17 protein-coding genes are annotated in these 19,395 nt (G+C 46.7%); 1 reads left to right on the top strand and 16 read right to left on the bottom strand.

The window, feature by feature from the left end; translation table 11 throughout:
* Window positions 1-103: 103 nt before the first annotated feature.
* Genes BMX69_RS10635 through BMX69_RS10645 form a run of 3 tightly spaced genes read right to left on the bottom strand, consistent with a single transcriptional unit; the run spans window position 104 to window position 3,640 of the window.
* A complete protein-coding gene (locus BMX69_RS10635; protein ID WP_054789887.1) occupies window positions 104-868 on the bottom strand; it encodes a response regulator transcription factor in 765 nt (254 codons plus the stop codon).
* The gene (locus BMX69_RS10640; protein ID WP_100042327.1) at window positions 861-2,579 is read right to left on the bottom strand and encodes a sensor histidine kinase; all 1,719 of its coding nucleotides are present in this window, start codon (window positions 2,577-2,579) and stop codon (window positions 861-863) included. Before BMX69_RS10640 ends, BMX69_RS10635 begins: the two co-directional genes overlap by 8 nt.
* A complete protein-coding gene (locus BMX69_RS10645) occupies window positions 2,576-3,640 on the bottom strand; it encodes an extracellular solute-binding protein (protein ID WP_100042328.1) in 1,065 nt (354 codons plus the stop codon). Before BMX69_RS10645 ends, BMX69_RS10640 begins: the two co-directional genes overlap by 4 nt.
* Before the next feature lie 133 nt (window positions 3,641-3,773).
* Between BMX69_RS10645 and BMX69_RS10650 the strand changes: the two genes are divergently transcribed.
* The gene (locus tag BMX69_RS10650; protein ID WP_100042329.1) at window positions 3,774-4,619 is read left to right on the top strand and encodes a hypothetical protein; all 846 of its coding nucleotides are present in this window, start codon (window positions 3,774-3,776) and stop codon (window positions 4,617-4,619) included.
* A gap of 68 nt (window positions 4,620-4,687) precedes the next feature.
* Here the strand turns inward: BMX69_RS10650 and BMX69_RS10655 are convergent, their stop codons facing one another.
* The 13 genes from BMX69_RS10655 to BMX69_RS10720 form a co-directional block, all read right to left on the bottom strand.
* The gene (locus BMX69_RS10655) at window positions 4,688-6,136 is read right to left on the bottom strand and encodes a phosphoglucomutase/phosphomannomutase family protein (protein WP_100042330.1); all 1,449 of its coding nucleotides are present in this window, start codon (window positions 6,134-6,136) and stop codon (window positions 4,688-4,690) included.
* A gap of 63 nt (window positions 6,137-6,199) precedes the next feature.
* A complete protein-coding gene (locus BMX69_RS10660; RefSeq protein ID WP_100042331.1) occupies window positions 6,200-7,852 on the bottom strand; it encodes an ABC transporter permease in 1,653 nt (550 codons plus the stop codon).
* Window positions 7,846-8,925, bottom strand: coding sequence for an ABC transporter ATP-binding protein (locus tag BMX69_RS10665; protein WP_092251036.1), 1,080 nt, complete (start codon window positions 8,923-8,925; stop codon window positions 7,846-7,848). The genes BMX69_RS10660 and BMX69_RS10665 overlap by 7 nt, the downstream gene beginning before the upstream one ends.
* A 116-nt stretch (window positions 8,926-9,041) precedes the next feature.
* Complete coding sequence (locus BMX69_RS10670; RefSeq protein WP_025233711.1) at window positions 9,042-10,157, bottom strand: ABC transporter substrate-binding protein; 1,116 nt, start codon at window positions 10,155-10,157, stop codon at window positions 9,042-9,044.
* Between the two features lie 280 nt (window positions 10,158-10,437).
* Window positions 10,438-11,064 (bottom strand): VOC family protein, encoded by a 627-nt coding sequence (locus BMX69_RS10675; protein ID WP_054789883.1) that lies wholly within the window; start codon window positions 11,062-11,064, stop codon window positions 10,438-10,440.
* Window positions 11,065-11,106: 42 nt separating this feature from the next.
* On the bottom strand, window positions 11,107-12,858 hold the full coding sequence (locus BMX69_RS10680) for an ABC transporter ATP-binding protein (protein ID WP_100042332.1): 1,752 nt from the start codon (window positions 12,856-12,858) through the stop codon (window positions 11,107-11,109).
* Window positions 12,851-14,674, bottom strand: coding sequence for an ABC transporter ATP-binding protein (locus tag BMX69_RS10685; RefSeq protein WP_100042333.1), 1,824 nt, complete (start codon window positions 14,672-14,674; stop codon window positions 12,851-12,853). Before BMX69_RS10685 ends, BMX69_RS10680 begins: the two co-directional genes overlap by 8 nt.
* A 126-nt stretch (window positions 14,675-14,800) precedes the next feature.
* A complete protein-coding gene (locus tag BMX69_RS10690; protein WP_054789882.1) occupies window positions 14,801-15,418 on the bottom strand; it encodes a TetR/AcrR family transcriptional regulator in 618 nt (205 codons plus the stop codon).
* Between the two features lie 143 nt (window positions 15,419-15,561).
* Window positions 15,562-16,431, bottom strand: coding sequence for a cysteine ABC transporter substrate-binding protein (locus BMX69_RS10695; protein WP_100042334.1), 870 nt, complete (start codon window positions 16,429-16,431; stop codon window positions 15,562-15,564).
* A gap of 27 nt (window positions 16,432-16,458) precedes the next feature.
* On the bottom strand, window positions 16,459-17,211 hold the full coding sequence (locus BMX69_RS10700; protein ID WP_100042335.1) for an amino acid ABC transporter ATP-binding protein: 753 nt from the start codon (window positions 17,209-17,211) through the stop codon (window positions 16,459-16,461).
* A gap of 4 nt (window positions 17,212-17,215) precedes the next feature.
* On the bottom strand, window positions 17,216-17,893 hold the full coding sequence (locus BMX69_RS10705) for an amino acid ABC transporter permease (protein ID WP_100042336.1): 678 nt from the start codon (window positions 17,891-17,893) through the stop codon (window positions 17,216-17,218).
* Window positions 17,874-18,533, bottom strand: a complete 660-nt coding sequence (locus tag BMX69_RS10710) for an amino acid ABC transporter permease (RefSeq protein WP_054789879.1) — start codon at window positions 18,531-18,533, stop codon at window positions 17,874-17,876. The genes BMX69_RS10705 and BMX69_RS10710 overlap by 20 nt, the downstream gene beginning before the upstream one ends.
* Window positions 18,534-19,095: 562 nt before the next feature.
* A complete protein-coding gene (locus BMX69_RS10720) occupies window positions 19,096-19,392 on the bottom strand; it encodes a HAMP domain-containing protein (protein WP_330387731.1) in 297 nt (98 codons plus the stop codon).
* Window positions 19,393-19,395: the final 3 nt, after the last annotated feature.

Below are 19,395 nucleotides of genomic sequence, written 5' to 3' on the forward strand. Positions count from 1 at the left end.
GTAATAACCTCCTTCGTCTTTTGAATCTTTATTGAATTATATTCTCATTATACCATATTTACCATTCATTTACAATAGAATTAAACCGGCAAACAAAGCCCTCTTATTTGCCGCATCTTTCCTGATATTCCGAAGGCGATACTCCCAAAAGCTTCTTAAACTGTGCACTGAAATAGGCAGTGTCCGAATACCCCACCTGATCCGCCACCTCATAAACCTTGACCCGGCAGTCCTTTAACAGGGACATGGCTACCTGCATCCGGTAAAATGTAAGATAGCTGGTAAATGTATAATCCGTTTCCTTTTTTAATACCCGGCTCAAATATCCTTCGCTGATTTCTAAGTATTCCGCCACCGTACTAATGGTGATGTTCTCCTGATAATGCATCCGGATGTACCGGATGGCCTCAGCCACATATTTGTTCTTGGACTTCTTGTCCGCATTAAAAAGAAGGACCGGTGCTGAAACCTCTCCTGCTTCCTTTTCCTTCCCCTGCTCGATTTGGCTCCGGATATGCAGGATGGCCTGTTCTAAATCTCCATCCTTTAAGGGCTTTAAGAGGTAATCACTGACCCCTAACCGCAATGCACTTTGGGCGTACTTAAAATCCCCGTAAGCAGTCAGGATAATGAACTTCGCTCTGCACCCTTCTTCCCGAAGCTTGGTGATCATCTCCACCCCGTCCATGCGGGGCATCTTCACATCTGTTACGATAATGTCCGGGGAGAGCCGTTTTGCCAGACTGGCCCCTTCCTCCCCGTTAGCGGCCTCACCCGCTATGACACAGTCCAGAGCCGCCCAGTTAATGGTCAAAATGATTCCCCGGCGGACCATCGTCTCATCTTCCACAACTATGACTTTATACATCCGTCACCTCCCTTTGGACCGGCAGTCTTAACGCAATGGTGGTTCCCTCCTTTGTCACTTCCGCCCTGATCCCATATTCCTGTCCGTAATAAACTTTCAGTATTCGGATCACATTATAAAGCCCTAAGTGTCCATCTCTTTTCACAGGATTGTCACTGTTGATCCAGTCCACCATTTCTTTATCCATCCCGCACCCGTCATCCGTAATGGATATGCTTAATACTCCATCTTTCTGATCTGCAAAAATACAGATGTATCCGTTCTCGCACCCATCAAGCCCATGGATGATGGCATTCTCCACCAATGGCTGCAAAAACATTCTGGGCACCATGCAGTCCTCCAATTGGTCCGGTATCTCGGTTTCATAGAGGAAACGGCCCGTAAAACGGATTTTTTGGATCTGGATGTAGCTTTCAATGGTTTCTAATTCCTCCCTCAAGGTGATGAAAGGGCGGCTGGAAATACTTCTTCGCAGGATTACCGCCAGATTCTCTGCCAATATGGCAATTTCCGGAATCTGGTTGATCCTGGCATTCCACTTAATCGTATCCAGGGTATTATAGAGAAAATGAGGGTTTAGCTGGGTCTGATACAGTTTAATGGTTGTCTTATTTAAATCCTTCTGCTTTTGAACCGTATCCTCTAAGTATTTCTGTAAGTCGCCTGTCATCTGGTTAAAGCTTTCCGTCAGCCTTCCCAGCTCATCCTGCCGGTTTGTATGAATGCGGATGGATAAATCCCCTTTTTTCACCTTTGCCATAGCCTTATCAAGCTGGCTCACCGGCTGGGCAATGCCTCTTGATAGAGCACCGGAAATCATCAGGCAGAGGACCAGACCAAGAGCCGATAAAAGTATGCTCACCGTTCCCATCGTGCGGATGGCATCTGCACTGATTGGTGCGGAACGTCTTAGGATGACATAGATCCCCTGGGAAGGTTCCCTGGTCCATAAATACCTGGTATACACTCCTCTTCCCTTTTCTCCCTCATGTCCTGATATTCCATGAAAGATGATGTCATTGATCTCCTTTTCCCCATACTCCGGACTGGAGCAGTAAATGGGCCTTTGATGGGAATCCAGCACTAAAAACGTATCCCCGGAAGAATAGAAGCCATTTAACAGATTGTCAAAATTTTCACGTGAGAAATCAAGAACCACATATCCGGTTCTTGCTCCATGGGAATTTTCCAGGGAATAGGCTCCCTGCATCAGGATATTTTTATCCGTTTCCGGGAGATAGGGATCCGTCCTGTAATAGGTAATCCCGCTCGCTTCCTGTGCCTTCATTAAAAGCCCCCAGCGTATGGGAAGAGAACTGTTTTTTGAAGCAGTGTCCGTTGTAAAACGAAGCTTTCCGCCTGAATCATAAATGCTGAACTGGGCGCTGCTGTATATCTCCTGAACCGCCTGATATAAGGACAGATATAAATCCTTTTGCATCTCAATGGCATCCTTATCGATCATTACCCTGGCTGCTGTACCGTCTGCCGTAAAAGTCTCACAGGCCTTCTCACAGTTTTCAAACAGCTGGGTCAGTTTCGTGCTTACCTCCTCCAGCTGCCGGTTTCCCTCCACCGCCAGCTGCCGGTTAATGGAAGCTGCAAAAAGCCTGGTAACCACCACGCTTGAAAAGGTAAGAGGCACCAGAGCTACCAATAGACATCCCAAAAATACCCGTGTCTTGAAAGAAAACTGACCGTACCACTTCATCCTCCAGTCCTCCTTTTATACACAGTCAGAACCTTATTCCATTGTTTTTGTATTTCCTTTTTTTTCCGGGAAAGACCCTTTAAATCCATATCTATGATGGGAAGCCTGTTGACAGGGGAAAGTCCTGGCAGAGGAGGCACATCCAGCCGCACGGAGCGCCTGTTTAAATCCGAAACAAGGATCCTCTGTGTATCCTTACTGACCGTGAAATCCAAAAAACGCCTGGCCGCCTCCGGGTGGGGACAGCCGTTTACAATGGCAGTACCATCCGGCAGCACCGTGGTCCCTTCTTTCGGGTAAATGTAGTCCACATCTGCGCCTCTTAAGCGCAGCGCCTGGGCCGCCCCTTCTATGGTGACGCCCAGGGAATACCTGCCATCCAAAATACCGGAATTCACCTCCGATAAGCTGGAAAGACTCCCGTATTCCAGGTTATCTGCCAGCTGCTTCATATAGTCTCCTTCTCCCCGGTATGTATAGACAGCCGTAGCCAGCGCTGAGGAATAGATATCCGACATACCGGGATCCACAAAAGCAACCCTGCCTTTCCATCTTGGCTCCAACAGGCTGGCCCAGCCCGCAGGCACCTCCCGGTATGTCACCACGTTGGTATTGTACATGATGACTAAGGGACAGACGGAAAAGCTGGTCCACTTATGATCTTCACACCGGAACGTCCCGGCTATGGTTGGGATTTCCGGGCTTTCATAGGCCTGCCAGTATTCCTTTTTTTCTTCCAGGGTCTCAATTCCTGCACCAAATACCACATCCCATGCTTCCCCCTCATCACCATATGGGCCGCTGCCATCCTCTAATTTTTTTAACAGTTCCTCCAAAGATCCGTTTTCTACCTTTACATGAAGGCCTGTCCGTTCTTCAAACTCCTTGACAACAGGTTCGCATATCCCTTTTTCCTGGACCGAGTAAACCACCAGATCCGCCTGGGAGTTCATGGGCTGCTCCCTCGTTTCCGGCCGGCAGGAAGACAGCAGGACGCAGCAAATAAGAGACAGCGTGCAGACCGCCGGCCATCGTTTCCTGGTGCTGTCAGAAAGTCTCATAGACGATTCCTCCTCTCCTGTCCGCAGTATGGTTTCGTTTTGTCCATTATATCAAAAAAGTGCTTATATTGCCATGGGCAGAAGACCATAATTATGGTAAACTTTACCTAATAGACAAATGGAGGTGCCTGCCATGGCCGTACGTATCATAGAACAATCCATTATCCCAAAACACACCGGAAGCAGCCTGTGCGAAGATGGACTGTTTGTAAATGAGAACTTTATCGCAGTAATCGACGGAGTTACAAGCAAGGGAACCCTTACCTGGCCCGAAAACCCGGGAGGCCGTCCCGGAAACATGACCAGCGGATGCTACGCAAAAGAGGTGCTGCTTGATGCCTTAAGCACCATGCCTTCCGACATAGACGGCGCCGGCGCCATGGACTATTTAAACGAATCCCTGGCCAGGGCCTGCCGCTCACGCCGCTCCATCCTGGAGGAAAGACCTGAAGAACGCCTGCAGGCAGTTCTCATCCTGTATAGTATCAGCCGCAGGGAGGTATGGGCCTTTGGTGACTGCCAATGTCTCATTGGCGGCATCCACCATCAGCAAGTCAAAGCCATTGACAGCCTGCTTTCCCAGGTCAGAAGCCTTTATATTCAAACGGAGCTTCTTTCAGGCCGGACAGAAGCGTCACTTTTCAGCCATGACACCGGGAGGGAATACATCCTTCCCCTCCTGCGCCGCCAGCTTCTTTTCGCCAATGAGGACTCTGATTATGGATATGATGTGTTAAACGGTTTTCCCATTCGCTCAGATCGTGTCATCATCCATACCGTACCTCCACACTCCCGGTTAGTTCTTGCAAGCGACGGCTATCCAGTTCTAAAGGAGACTCTGGCTGAAAGCGAAGCCGCCTTAAAGGAGCTCATACAAAAAGATCCCCTCTGCTTTCGGGAAAACAAGGGCACCAAAGGGTTAGTTATGGGAAATGACAGCTTTGATGACCGCACCTATATCCGCTTCGACACTTTATAAAGGAAACACAGAGAGGCTGCTGCAAAATAGTAACCTCCTTTTGCAGCAGCCTTTTCCTCTTCCTTTTCCTATCCTTCCTGCAGTCCCAGATATTCCTCAAACAAACTGCACACGCTCACGGAATCTGCCTCTGCTGCCATCTCACAGAAGATCCGCAACAAGGGTTCTGTGCCGGAGAATCTTGCAATCACCCAGCCGCCGTTTTTAAAGTAGACCTTACACCCATCGATATATGAGATCTTGTCAATTTCAAAAGGCAACTTTGGCAGTTTCCGGTCAATCATGAGAATCTGGTTGATTCTCTCCTTTTTCTCATTGGTAAAACGGTAATCCCGCTCTGCCATATGGATCGCCCCATACTCTCTGCGGATATCTGCTGCAATCTCAGACAGCTTTTTCCCTGATACAGCCATCATTTCTACCAGAAGGGAAGCGGCATAGATTCCATCCTTGCCATGAATATGTCCCTTAACCGTCAGGCCGCCGGAGGACTCTCCGCCGATGATGGCATCCGTCTCCTGCATTTTCGCAGATACAAACTTAAACCCTACGGGAACCTCGTAACATTTCTGCCCAAAGCTCTCCGCCACCCGGTCCAGAACATGGGTGGTGGAAAGGCTTCGGACCACGGGTCCCCGCCAGCCCTTGTATTTCAGAAGATAATAATACAGCATCACCAGAATGTTGTTGGCATGGAGATAGCGGCCCTGATCGTCAATGACCCCCAGTCTGTCCGCATCTCCATCTGTGGCGATCCCGATATCACAGTACCGGTCCAGCACATAATTCTGTAAGTTCCGCAGAGTCTGTTCCGTTGGCGCAGGCATCTTTCCGCCAAACAAAGTGTCATGCTGGTCATTGATGGTTTCAATGGTACACCTTGCAACGGAAAGGATGGTGCTTAAGGCTGTAAGGCTCACTCCGTACATGGGGTCAATGGCAACCCGGAAATCCCGGGAGCGTATGGCATCCATATCAATGACGGATATGATATTATCCAGATACTCGTTTAAAGGATTGATTTCCTCTACCACTCCTTTTTCTACAAGCTCAAGATAAGAGGCTGGAGGCATCTGTCCGGCCGCCTCATGGTCTGGCTCATAGATCCGCTCCGCTTCTAAAAGATATCTTTCAATATCCTGGGTCTGGACCTCATCCGCATCACGCCCGCCGTAGGTGAACACCTTGACCCCGTTATATATGGCCGGATTATGGCTGGCCGTTACCATCATGCCGTAGCTTAACCGGTGCTTCATTACATAAAACATAATGAGGGGGGTTGGGGAACTGCGGTTTACGAAATACACCTTGATTCCCTGATTCCCAAATATCTCACAGGCCCATATGACCGCCTCTTTCGAAAGGAAACGTCTGTCATATCCTATGACAATTCCTTCTCCCTCTACATTTTCCGCTTTCATCTTAAGACTGACGGCAAGCGCCAGCTTCTGGATATTCTCCTTTGTAAAATCTTCTCCGATAATGGCTCTCCAGCCACCGGTGCCAAACGTTACCATCCTTCGTATCCCTCCATGTTTTCTTAAAATGCCCAAAGCCTTCCTGTGAAACCTTTGGATGGACTATACAACTGAAACCTTTCCCTTGCTTACCTTTAGGAAAATGAGCAGGGAGATGACCGTGCTGACCGTTAATATGGAAGCCAGTGCTGCCGCCGTACCATAGCTGTTCCGTACAACTTCCGTATATATGGCCACGGATATGGTACTAGTCTTGCCGCCATAAAGCATAACGCTGGAGGACAGCTCATTGATGCAGGTGATCCAGCTTAAGATAGCTCCTGACAGAATGCCCGGGGCCATAAGCCTTGCCGTCACCTTGGCAAAGGTTTTCATGGGTGATACGCCCAGACTGATGGAGGCCTCTTCCACACTGGGGTCCATCTGCTGCAGGAATGCACTGCCCGACCGTACCGTATAAGGCAGCTTTCTGACTACAAAGGCTATAATCATAATAGCGGCAGTACCCGTAAGGATCATGGGCTGCTTATTGAAGGCCACGATCAGGCTGATGCCCAGTACCGCGCCCGGAATGACAAAGGGGAACATAATGAGAAGATCCATAAGCTGTCCTGCTATCCCTTTCTGACGCACTACGATGTAGGATATCAGCATGCCCAGTATGATAATGAATACAATGGCTGTGGCAGAGAATACGAACGTATTCCGGATATTGGTCCACAGTCTGTTAAAAATCGTCACATAGCTTTCGATACTGAAACCTTTTTTGAAACCTGTAAAATCGCTCTTAATAAAGCTGCTGACCACCACCACGATCTGGGGAAGGATGCCGATAAATGTTACCAGCATAACCGGCAATGTTACCAGGAAGCGCTTGAAACCGTGAAGCTGCTCTTCCTTAGGCGGTCTCATGGCTGTCATGACATAATTTTTTCTGGTCACAAAATATTTCTGCAGCAAAAGCACCGTAGTCGAGCAGAGTACCACAATCACGGACAGGGCGCTGGCTAAATGAGCATTGCCGCCGATCTCACTCATATATTCGTTGTATACTAACACGGGAAGAACCATATAGCCTTCGCCGATGAGCATTGGCGTACCGAAGTCCGCAAGGCTGGTCATGAATACCATAATGGCTCCCGCTGCGATGGAGGGCAGAATGACCGGTATGGTAATGGTCAAAAGCCTGCGAAGCTTGTTGCTTCCCAGATTTTCCGCCGCCTCCTCAAGGCTTGAGTCAATGCTTCCCATTGCCCCTGATGTATATAAGTAAACATATGGAAACAGCTTGAAAGTAAAAACAAGAATAATGCCCAGCTTCCCATAAATACTTGGAAGAAAGATCCCGATGCTTTCAAAAAACCGTGTAACAAAGCCAGCACGCCCGAACAGCATGATCCAGCTGTAAGCGCCGATAAACGGCGGGCTCATAAGGCTCATTATGATGAATATATGGATAAAGCGTTTTCCAAAAATGTTGTATCTGGACATCAGATATGCCATGGGCACCCCTACGACCAAAGTCGTAGCCGTGGTGACAATGGAGACGAACAGGCTTCGCCCAAGAGAGGAATAATAATACTTTTTCGAAAAAAACCGGATGTAGTTCTCAAGGGTAAAGCCTTCCACCTTGCCGGAGAAGAAGCTTCGCGTAATCAGGGTACAGAAAGGGTAAATCAGAAACAGCAGCATGAAGCCTACCACCACCACTTTTACCCAAAACCAGAAGTCAAACTTCCATCCTTTCTTTACCATGATATCACCTCCTGGGTCTTAGCATCGTATACACCTACCGCACTGATATCAAAGTTCACCCGCACTTCCTGACCGTCCGGCCGCAAGTCGCTGGCATCCTTTGTGTACTCATTCAATTGAATGGTCTGCCCGTTGTTCAGCTGTATTTCATACTCAATGAAATCTCCCAGGAAAGTGGAAATGACGATCTTACCGGGAAGTCCTTCCTTTTCATCGAAAAACAACTGCTCCGGCCTTGCAGAAATGATCCCATTTCCTTTGTAGGCGGATTTCAGCTTACATGTCAAGCTGCATTCCCCCTTAATATTTAATACAGCTTTCTCCGGATCGCTTCCATCCACTTCACAGTCAATAAAATTGGATACTCCGATGAATCCGGCTACAAAGGTATTCGCCGGCTTCTTATAAATCTCTTCCGGAGATCCTACCTGCATGATGTTGCCTTCCTTCATGACTGCGATCCGGTCAGAAATAGCCAGAGCTTCCTCCTGATCGTGGGTAACGTAAATGGTGGTGATCCCAAGCCGTCTCTGCAGCTTTTTAATAACCGTTCTCATCTGTACTCTGAGCTTTGCGTCTAAGTTGGATAAGGGCTCATCCATGAGAAGTACCCCCGGTTCTATGACAAATGCCCTTGCCAGAGCCACCCTCTGCTGCTGGCCGCCGGAAAGCTCGTTTGGTTTCCTGTCCTTTAGATTTTTGATCTGTACCAGGTCAAGGGCTTCCTCCACCTTGCCGGAAATTTGATCTTTTGGATATTTTTTTGCTTTCAGACCGTAAGCCACATTCTCCGCCACGGTCAGATGGGGAAAGATGGCGTAGTTCTGGAACACCATGCCGATATCCCTCTTGTGGGCATCCAAGTTGTTGATTACCCTGTCATCAAAGCAAATCTCACCGCCATCCACTGTATTAAATCCTGCTATCATACGAAGCAGAGTTGTCTTACCGCATCCGGAGGGACCAAGTAATGTGAAAAATTCCCCCGGCTTCATCTCCAGATCCACCCCATTAAGTGCTGTAAAATCACCGTATTTTTTCACGGCCTGTTTAATAATTACTGCATGGCTCATACCTTTCGTTCCTCCTTAAACCTTCGTTGCATTTCTGTCTGTTACAGTAAAAGACTGTCCTGTCCCCGAAGGGCCGGGACAGTCTTTTTCGTCAGAATGTATTCCTATCCTTTTTATTAGTCGACCATAATGTCATTGAATTTCTCAATAATGGCTTCCTTTTCATTTGCTGCCCAGTCAAAATCATAATCTACCAGCACGATATCCTGTAATTTAGCCATTCCTTCGCCTACTTCCATGTCGCTTCTTACCGGACGGCGTCCCCAGTTCTTGCTCTGCTCTGTCTGGCACTCTTTTGATGTAACGAAATCGATGAACAGCTTTGCATTCTCCTCATTGGGAGCGCCTTTTACAAGAGCTACACCATCTGGTACTGCACTGGTTCCGTCTTTGGGATATACAAATCCAACCGAAGGATCATCTTTATACTGAACTGCTGATTTCTCCAGGGTCAGACCTACGTAAAACTCGCCGTCTGCAACCATCTTGTGGCACTTACCGGAAGAGTCAACAATCTTACCATCCAGATTGTCATATAATTTCTTGATGAAATCCCAGCCGTCTTCCTTGCCGCCATGGCCCAGGATCATGGTACACAGCTGCGTGTACGCGGAGCCGGATTTAGATGGCAGGCAGTATGCGATCTTGCCTTTCCATTCAGGCTTTGTCAAATCTTCCCATGTCTCGGGAATGGCAAGGCCATCCTTCTCGATTAAGTTCTTGTTATAAAAAATGACCATAGGCAGTGGGCTTTCACCGATCCACATGTCCTGGGAGTCCTTATAAGCATCGCCGATGAACTCGTCATTGGCACATACATAGGGAGCGAAATGATCCTTAAACGCTGCCAGTGAGTCTGCACCGCCGCCCCACAATACGTCTGCAATAGGGTTAGCTGACTCGGCTGCAATACGGTTGCACAGTTCTCCTGTGCCGGCCGCGACAACTTCCACCTTAACATTTGGATACTTTTCCATGAATAAGTTCACACCTGCATTAAGCGGGTCCGCATCATGGGGAGAATATACGACAACGGTTCCTTTGTAATCCTCCGGTGCCTTTGCCGCGTCTGCTCCGTCCTTGGACTCCTCTGCCTTTGTTTCGGCAGAAGCTGTTGTCTCCGCCGTCTGGGGAGCTGCCGTTGTTTCTGCAGGCTTTCCGCCGCCGCTGCAGGCAGATAAGCTTAATGCCGCCAGTGCTGCCAGTGAAGCTGTTAATAATCTTTTTTTCATAAATAACCTCTCCTTTATTAAATTATTTTAGTTTACGCTTATATGGAAATGTTTAATTCGTATGGTCTAATTATAAGGTTTTGATGTGCACTTTTCCATTTAATATTCTTACATTTCTTTTGTCATTCTGAACTTTTGCACTACTTTCCATTGCAATTGCTGGCATTCATGTACATAATACATAATTCCAACCCGTGAAAGCTGTCCGGTGCCACTGGATCAGACCGCCTGCTTAGCATCTTGTTCTCAAAAAAATCAGCCGCCAAAATGGCGGCCTAATTTATATTTCCCTAACTGCATATTCAAATTCCAGATCTTTGATCCCTCTCCCTATAAACAGGGTCAATACAGGATCGTCACATAGTTCCTTGATAATTGGTATCAACTCTTCCCTCGTTCCGAAGGATATGTTCTTAATTCTTCTTATACCGTTCGGGTGTATAAAGTTCACAGGTTTCGGATCAATGTTAAAATAAGTCATAAGGAAGGGAAGCTGCATCTCATCCGGAAACAGGCATGTAAACCGTAATTTTCTTCCCTTTGTATCATTCCTCCGTGAAAGCATTTCAAAATATCCCTGTTTATACTTTTCCAGGATCCCCTTTTCTTCCCTTAAATCTGTTTTATAGTTCTCAAGGGCGACTCCGCATGGGCCCCCTTTATGGTTATCCCAATCATTCAGGCGGTCTGTCAATTTGCTTTTTCCAAGCATACGCAAAATCCTCTTCATGATTTCCGGCATTCCGGTTGAAGCAAGCAGTTCCAGATAGGGACCTTCGGAAAAATAAATAATCGCATTATATGGATTTTTCTTTTTTCCATATTCCACTACGAATCCCTTTTCCTTATATTCTTTTACTGCCCGGTGCAAGTCATCTACTTTATATACTATATGGCTGGTTTTCACCTGGATTCACTCCTCCTATCCGTCTTGGCGCACTTTTACCCCTTAAACACTCCAGCCCAGGCTTTCCTGCTGGATCCGATACAGCCTTTCATAAAGCCCCTTGTTGTTCATCAGTTCCTCATGAGTACCTTCCTCAGCCAGCCTGCCTTCATTGAGCACGATAATCTTATCCGCCCCTGATATGGTCCTTAAACGGTGTGCAATGACGATTACCGTTTTGCCTTCGATCAGTCTGGAAATTGCCTGCTGGATCAGCGCCTCATTCTCCGGATCAAGAGAGGCGGTTGCCTCATCTAAAAGAACGATAGGCGCATCTTTTAACAGAGCCCGGGCAATGGAGATACGCTGCCGTTCCCCTCCGGAAAGTGTGCTGCCGTTTTCTCCAAGCATTGTCTCATATCCCTGGGGCAAAGCGCTTATAAATCCGTCACAGCAGGCGGCCTTCGCCGCTTCCATAACCTGTTCCTCCGTAGCCTCCATGTTTCCGATGCGGATATTATTATAGACTGTATCGTTAAACAGCACCACATCCTGGAATACAAAAGACATATAGCTCATCAGATGTTCCGGATCCAGGGTTTTCACATCAATTCCGCCAATCTTCACGCAGCCCTCATTCACATCCCAGAACCGGGCGATCAGCCTTGAGATGGTGCTTTTCCCACAACCGGAAGGGCCCACCAGAGCCGTGATGGCATCGGAGGGTATGGATAAGGATAGGTTCTTGATCACCCTGTCTTCCCGGGATTTTTCCATATTATAGCCAAAGGTAACATTCTCAAAATCAATATTCCAATGTTTCAGCGGCTTAACTCCCTCACCATCCATGACCGGAACAGCCATAAGGGTGCGCATCCGTTTTGTGGCAATCCGATGGTAAAACAATTCCGGCAAAAGGGTAAATTCCACAAGGACCGGGCCGTAAATCCTGACAACGATGACAAAGAACATGAGCATGGGGATGAGCTGGATGCTGCCCCCTGTCAGCAGATAGGTTCCGACAAAAACGGTCAGCCCCACACCTGCCTGTAAAATCATCTGAGCTCCGGTGACAAAAGTTCCGGTGACGAATTCCATTTTGATTGCCATTTTCTTCATCAGGCGCAGAGCATCATCTAGCGCCGTAAATTTCGAACCGTCTAAGCCACAGGCTTTTATAACCTTAATCCCCTCTAAATACTCCTGCACCTGATCGGAGGCTTTCAGTTTTGCTTCCACCTGCTTCTCGCTTAATCTAGCCTGTATCTTTTTACTGCCTAAGATGACAAGCAGCGCAGCTGGTACAGTGATGAATACAGAGAGAGCCATTCTCCAGTCAAAAAGAGCCATCATCACACAGATAATAGAAATGGAAATAGCATTGGCACTCAGCTGAGGGATGACGTGGCTCAACACATGCTCCGTAGTGGAACAGTCAGCCATAATGTTTGTGGTCAGCTCGGAAAGGTCCTTTGCGTTAAAAAAGCTCATAGGCAGCTTCCGGATCCGTTCTGCAACACTGATCCTGGAATTTTCTGCTTCCAGATAAGAAGTGACATAGGTTTTTTTATAGTCGTTTTTACTGGCAAGAAATACAAGCAATGCAGAGACAAGGCCGCATCCGAATAAAAACCACATTCTCGTCCAGGAAATCTCCTGGGCCATCATCGGCTTTAAAAGCTCGGCAAAAACCTGAATGGTCACTGCAAAGGGAAACATGAGTGACAGATTCGTGATTGTGCAGGCGGCAATAGCCTTCTTTAAATCCTTGTAGCCTTTATCCGTAAGCATCAGTGATTCCTTCCAATTATGCATGTTCTTTCATCCCCTTTCTATCCATCTTCCAGTCAAGAGCTTTCGTATATACATTCCACATATCAGAATATTTCCCCCGTTTTTCCAGTAATTCATCATGCCTGCCCTGCTCCATAAGGCAGCCCTTGTCTACTACTATGATTTTATCCGCGCTGCGGATGGTTGACAGGCGATGGGCAATCATGATGACCGTCTTCCCATGCATCAGCTTCTGAAACGCCTGCTGGATCAGATGTTCGTTCTCCGGATCGGAAAATGCAGTTGCCTCATCTAAAAGAACAATGGGGGCGTCTTTTACAATGGCTCTGGCAATTGCAATTCGCTGCTGCTCTCCGCCTGAGAGATGGACGCCCTTTGCCCCTATGACCGTATGATATTTTTCCGGCAGCTTTTCAATGAATTCATGGCACTGCGCCGCCTTTGCCGCAGCAATCACCTGCGCATCAGTGGCACTCTGATTCCCCAAACGGATATTCTCCATAATGCTTTGCTTAAAAAGAAACACATCCTGGAATACAAAGCTGACCTTTTCCATCAGATATTCATTTCTCATATCCCGTACGTCAACGCCTCCGATTTTGATCCTTCCCTCTGTTACATCGAAAAAACGGGGAATGAGATGGGCAATGGTGCTTTTGCCGCCGCCGGATGGGCCAACGATTGCGGTGATCTGATTTTCCTCCGCCCGGAAAGAAATGTCAGAAAGTGCCTGGGACTCCTGACCGGCGTAAGAAAAGGATACGCTTTCAAATACAATCTCATGACTGGAAATTTCCTTCGGTCTCTGGGGATTCTTAAGGGGAGGCGTATTCAGGATTTCATCCATTCGCTCCACACCGCCAATGATCTGCATCCCGCTGGTAGAAACATACATGATCTTCATCAAAACAGAGGCAATGGATGGAACAAAGATCAGGTAAAAGATAAAAGTGGCTGCATAACCAGGATAATCCGTTGTATGCAGTCCGATCAGGATTCCAACCGGGATCAGGAATAAGTAAATGTTATTGATGACCGTCTGAAAAGCAGACATATAGTTTTCCCAGCTCATGGTATAAGGAATGACCATTCGGGTGTATTCCTTAATGGCGCTGTGCATCCGGCGGAAGGAGAACACCGTTTGCTTAAACGCTTTGACTACAGTGATTCCACGGACATACTCCACAGATGCATTGTTCATATCCTCCAGGGCGTTCTGGAAGTTTGCCATCATGGTTTTCGCCCCGTCATTGCCATAGGCTTTGATCTGGATCGCAAAGGCAATGACAATGCCAATCACGGCCGCAAGCCCAAAACGCCAGTCTACTGCCAGGAGAATGATGAACATGACCACCGGAGCTACAAAAGAGGCCACCAGATCAGGAAGCTGGTGGGCGATGAATCCTTCGATTTTCTCAATGTTTTCATCCATGATCTTACGCAGTTTACCGCTGCCGACCAGCATATGAAATCCCAGGGGCAATCCGGCAAGATGGGAAGCAAAGTTTACTTTCAGCTCATACAGCGTACCAAAAGCGGCCAGATGGGAACATATCAAAGCCGCAAAGTACAGCAATACATTAAGCAGGATTCCCCCAAAGGCCAGCCACCCGAACCCAACCGTTCTTTGCAGATCAAGATTCTTAAAGTCAGGGAACACTCCCATGACTTCCCTCACCACAAAGTAAATGGCGATGTAAGGCACAAACGAGGCGACAGATGCCAGCGCCGATAAGATCACCGAGGAGACCATAAGAGGCTTTTTGGTAGCAGCAAGCTCCATCAACCTTGCCATGCCGGTTTTGGGCTTGGCAGCCGCAGAATTAATTTGTTTCATGATAAACCACCTTTCTAGGTAAAATGTAACCGCTTTTTAATAACAACTCCCTGTATTAAATTGGTTAGTTCAAACTAACCAATATGTAAAACTTTTTTGTTCGAAGGAACCGGAAACAGCTCCACATCAAAGTCCCATAATCTTCTTCCACCCTGCGTGCTGGAAGGTCCCCAGAACCAGCGAGTAGGAAAGAGCTTTTTCCCTTGGGACATCATGGGCCACAAACTCTAAAATATGCTGGAAAAATGATCGGGATAAGATGTGGATCAAGGTGCCGTCAATATCCATAACCTCATGCCCCGATTCCTTCATGGCATTGATAAAATCCCAGCTTGATTTCTCTTCGATTTTAACCAGCTGAGCGAAATAGCTGTCACAGCCTCCCGCGCTGTTCTTACAAAAAAACAGCTTGAATATATCAAACCGGTCATAAATATAGTTGATCATCCAGGGAATCGTATCATCGGTAATATGATCCAGGGAAGCCGCCTGCTCTCCGGGAGACAGACCTGCAAATTCGTCATGAACCTGTCTGTACTTTTCCAGGAGCCCATCTGCCGCATCTCCGGTCAATGCATCAAAAAGCGCCTCCTTGCTTGGGAAATACCCATATATGGCTCCTGTTGTAACAGAAGCCTCCCTGGCAATCCTTCTTAGGGAAGCCCCCTCATAGCCATACTCCAAAAATTCCTTTCTGCCCGCCTCCAAAATGGCAAGATGTGTATCTTTTACCTGAACGCTCATCGTTTCTCCTTTTTTATAACACTGTTATATAACAATGCTATTATGAAATAAAAAAAGCAGGACGTCAAGACGCCCTGCCGGTTATTTTTCTCATTAAGTTCTTATTAAACAGCTGATGATATTTTTTCTCAGTTTCTTGTGTCTTAAACCTGGCCGCCTTCCACAACCAGATTTTCAGGATCGATCTCATCTCCATATACAGGCTTTAGAGTCTCCTCGAAATCCTTATGGAAGAACTGCTCCTTGCCAAGAGTTTCGATCTCGCTGTTGATCCAATCCAGAAGATCCTTATTTCCTTTCTGAACGGCCGGAGCAATGGTATCCAGATTTCCAATGGACTCAATTCCTACCGTGAATCCCTTATTCTGAAGGGCCCATGCAAGAACTTCCGTATTATCGGTAGAGAAGGCATCTCCTCTTCCGTCCAGAAGAGCGTCATAAGCTTCCTGATACTCATCAAACTTTAACAGCTTTATCTCCGGATGATTTTCGGAAAAATAAGTTTCAGCCGTAGTTCCCTTTACCACGATAAGGGTCTTATCCTTTAATTGTGCCACATCGTTAATCAGAGCTGCATCAGGAGATACGACACCAAGAGCCACCTTCATATAAGGAAGTGCGAAATCCACCTGCTCCTTTCTCTCATCAGTAACAGTGAAATTAGCCAAAATCACATCCACCTTGGCGGATTTTAAATATTCCACCCGGCTGGCAGCCTCTACATATACGAATTCAACCTTCTCCTCACTTCCAAGTAAATCTTTTGCCAGCCGCTTTGCAAGATATACATCATAGCCCTGGATCTTTCCGTTGGAATCCACATATCCAAATGGATTCTTGTCGCTGAATACGCCGATTTTAATGGTTCCGGATTCCTTGATCTCGGATAAGGTTCTTGCCTTTGCAGCTGCCCCTCCGGTGTTTCCTCCATTGTCCTTTGCCTGGCCGCAGCCTGCCAAAAGGCCTGCCGCCATGGTAATGCCTAATAATGCACCTAGTAATTTCTTCTTCATAATTACTTCCTCCATTTTATTTTTATTTTATAACGCTTCGTAATGAAACGTATTTAAAAACTGTTTTGCCCGCTCTGTCCGGGGTGAGGTGAAAAATTCTTCCGGCAGGCTCTCTTCCACTACTACGCCATGATCCATGAACAGGACACGGTCAGCCACCGCCTTAGCAAATTCCATTTCATGTGTGACAATGACCATAGTCATTCCGTCCTTTGCCAGTTCTAACACCACCTGCAGCACCTCCCGTACCATCTCCGGGTCCAGGGCTGCCGTGATCTCGTCTAAGAGCAGGATCTCCGGATGCATGATAAGCGCCCGTACAATAGCCACTCTTTGCTTCTGCCCGCCGGAAAGCTGCCTGGGATAAGAATCCTTTTTATCCAGAAGCCCTACTCTGGCAAGAAGCTGTTCTGCTTCCTCCGTCACCTCTTTTTTATCCCTTTTCTGCACCTTTACAGGAGCCAGAATAATATTTCCCAGAATGGTCTTATGTGGGAATAAATCGTAACTCTGGAATACCATGCCGATCTTCTGTCTTATTTCATAAACATCCCGTTTGCCCCTGTCAATGATCCGGTCCTTAAACTGAATGGTACCGGAATCAATAGGCTCCAGCATGTTGAGACATCGTAAAAAGGTACTTTTTCCGCAGCCGGAAGGTCCTACGACCACCACTACCTCTCCTTTTTCCAAGGTAAAAGAAATATCCTTTAAAACCGGCTGCCCGCTTTCGTAGGACTTCCTAAGATTCTCTGTCTTTAAAATCATTTCCTGACTCATATTATCAATCCTTTAATTTTTTATCTAGCAGGGCAGCAGCCCTGGAAAACGGGTAACAAATCACAAAGTACAGAATGAAGATCACTCCGTATACCCAGAGGGCCGCATCAGGCACTGTGTACCTTGAGGAGTCAATGATCTGTTTTCCAACCTTAACCACTTCAATCACACCGATTAGTACAACAAGAGAAGTGGTTTTGATCATTCTCGTCAAAAGGTTCATGACCGACGGAAGCAGCCTGCGTACCGTTTGGGGAATCACAATATACCGGTACACCTGAAGCTCCGTCATTCCCAGGCCAAAACCGCTTTGATACTGATGAGACGGTATGGATTCCAGAGCGCTTCGCACCAGATCTCCCATTTCTGCCGTCCCCCAAAAAGTGAATACAATGACCGCGGCCATTTCACCGGAAAAATTCACATTCAAATGCTTTGCAGCTCCAAAGTAAACGAGAAACAATAGAACCAGCTGAGGCATGATCCGGACTGTCTCCAGATAAATCCTTGTAAAAAACCGGACCGGCCTTTTTTTGCTGGTCATCACCATTCCAAGGAGTATTCCAAGTCCCACGGATAAAACCATGGATAAAACTGCGATCTTAAGTGATACCAGGAGACCGCCGAACAACCGCAGAAAATTATTTCCCTCAAACAGTATTCTAATTCCCAAATTCTGCATAGCGGACCCTCCTTTCTATCCAGGAACAGAATAAGGATATTGGCAGCAGGATGATTAAATATGCTGCCACCAGCATTAAGAGGGCCTCATCTGTTTTATAATAAATTCCGATCAGATCCTTAGCCACAAACATTAAGTCAGCCAGTGCAACCGCACTGAACACCGATGTTTCTTTTATAAGAAATATGATGTTGGCACAAAATACAGGGACTGAGGTGGTAACCGCCTGAGGAAGGATGATATACCGAAAAACCTGCCCTCTTGTAAGTCCCAGGCTGAGTCCCGATTCCGACTGGATGACCGGTACCTGTTCAATTCCTGTGCGGAATGCTTCCGCCATGTAGCTTCCTCCTAAAAATGCCAGCCCTGTGACTGCACAGCTTTCAGAGCTTAAAACAACACCGATTTTAGGAAGTCCGAAGTATAAAAAAAACAGCTGGATCAAAAGAGGCGTATTTCTGGATACCTCAATATAGCCATTCACAATACTCTTTAACACCGGTATCTTAAAAATCTTAACCAGGCTGCATAAAAGACCAATGGCTGCTGAAAGCAGGATCCCCAGAAAAGATATTCGAAGTGTCATACCTGCCGCCTCTGCATACAGCGGCATATAGGCACGAATAAACTCAAAATCCATGATTATTCCTTTCTCCCTCCTTTTTACTTATGTGATCCATCCATTACCTTCCTCCCTTTTTATATTATCAAAAGCAAAAGACGCTTTCGATGATCGGATGGACGGGCTCATAGACAGCCCTTTTATCTTCACCTGCAATGCAAGTTCCGATAAGTACTATATTAATAAATGCAAAAGGAAGCAGGTATACGCATATACCTGCTTCCTTCCATTTATTATTCCTATGTCTCAGGATAAAAATTGGAAATCAGATACCAAAACGCACACGTAAATAAACTGTATCTCTTCTCATGAAGCATCTACAGCAGCAACAATTCATCATAAGATTCATGTTACATACGCGGTTCGTTTTCATATCGTTTTGATTTCTCCTTATACATACTAAACATATATGTTTAATATACTATTATCCTGCCTATTTGTCAATCATTTTTTATAACCCTTCTTCTAAGACTGTGTTAACTGAAACTCCATAACCCCATCAATGATGTGAATGATACTCTGGATCTTTTTTGCAGAAGCATCAATGCTCGCCATGGACTGCTGCAGCCTATGCATTTCCTCATCTTAAGATCTGGTCCAGGGCGGACTGGATCGGAACGAAATCACCCTGATACTGCACGGCACTTCTTACGGCTAAATCTTTGGCCGCCACGGCATTCAGCACATTTGAGATATCCATGTTATATGACCGCAATCCATGGATGGTGTTCTGAAGGGCCATAATAAGCCGTGCACTTTCATCTTTTCCTCTCACCGGCTCAATATCATCATCAAGTTCTCCCCTGGCCAGCCGTCCGGTCCTTTGTGTTGCAGTCACAATCGGTTCGGTGATCTTTTTAGAGAATATGCGGGAAATCCA

The sequence above is a fragment of the Lacrimispora sphenoides JCM 1415 genome (assembly GCF_900105615.1).
Taxonomy (GTDB): Bacteria; Bacillota; Clostridia; order Lachnospirales; family Lachnospiraceae; genus Lacrimispora; species Lacrimispora sphenoides.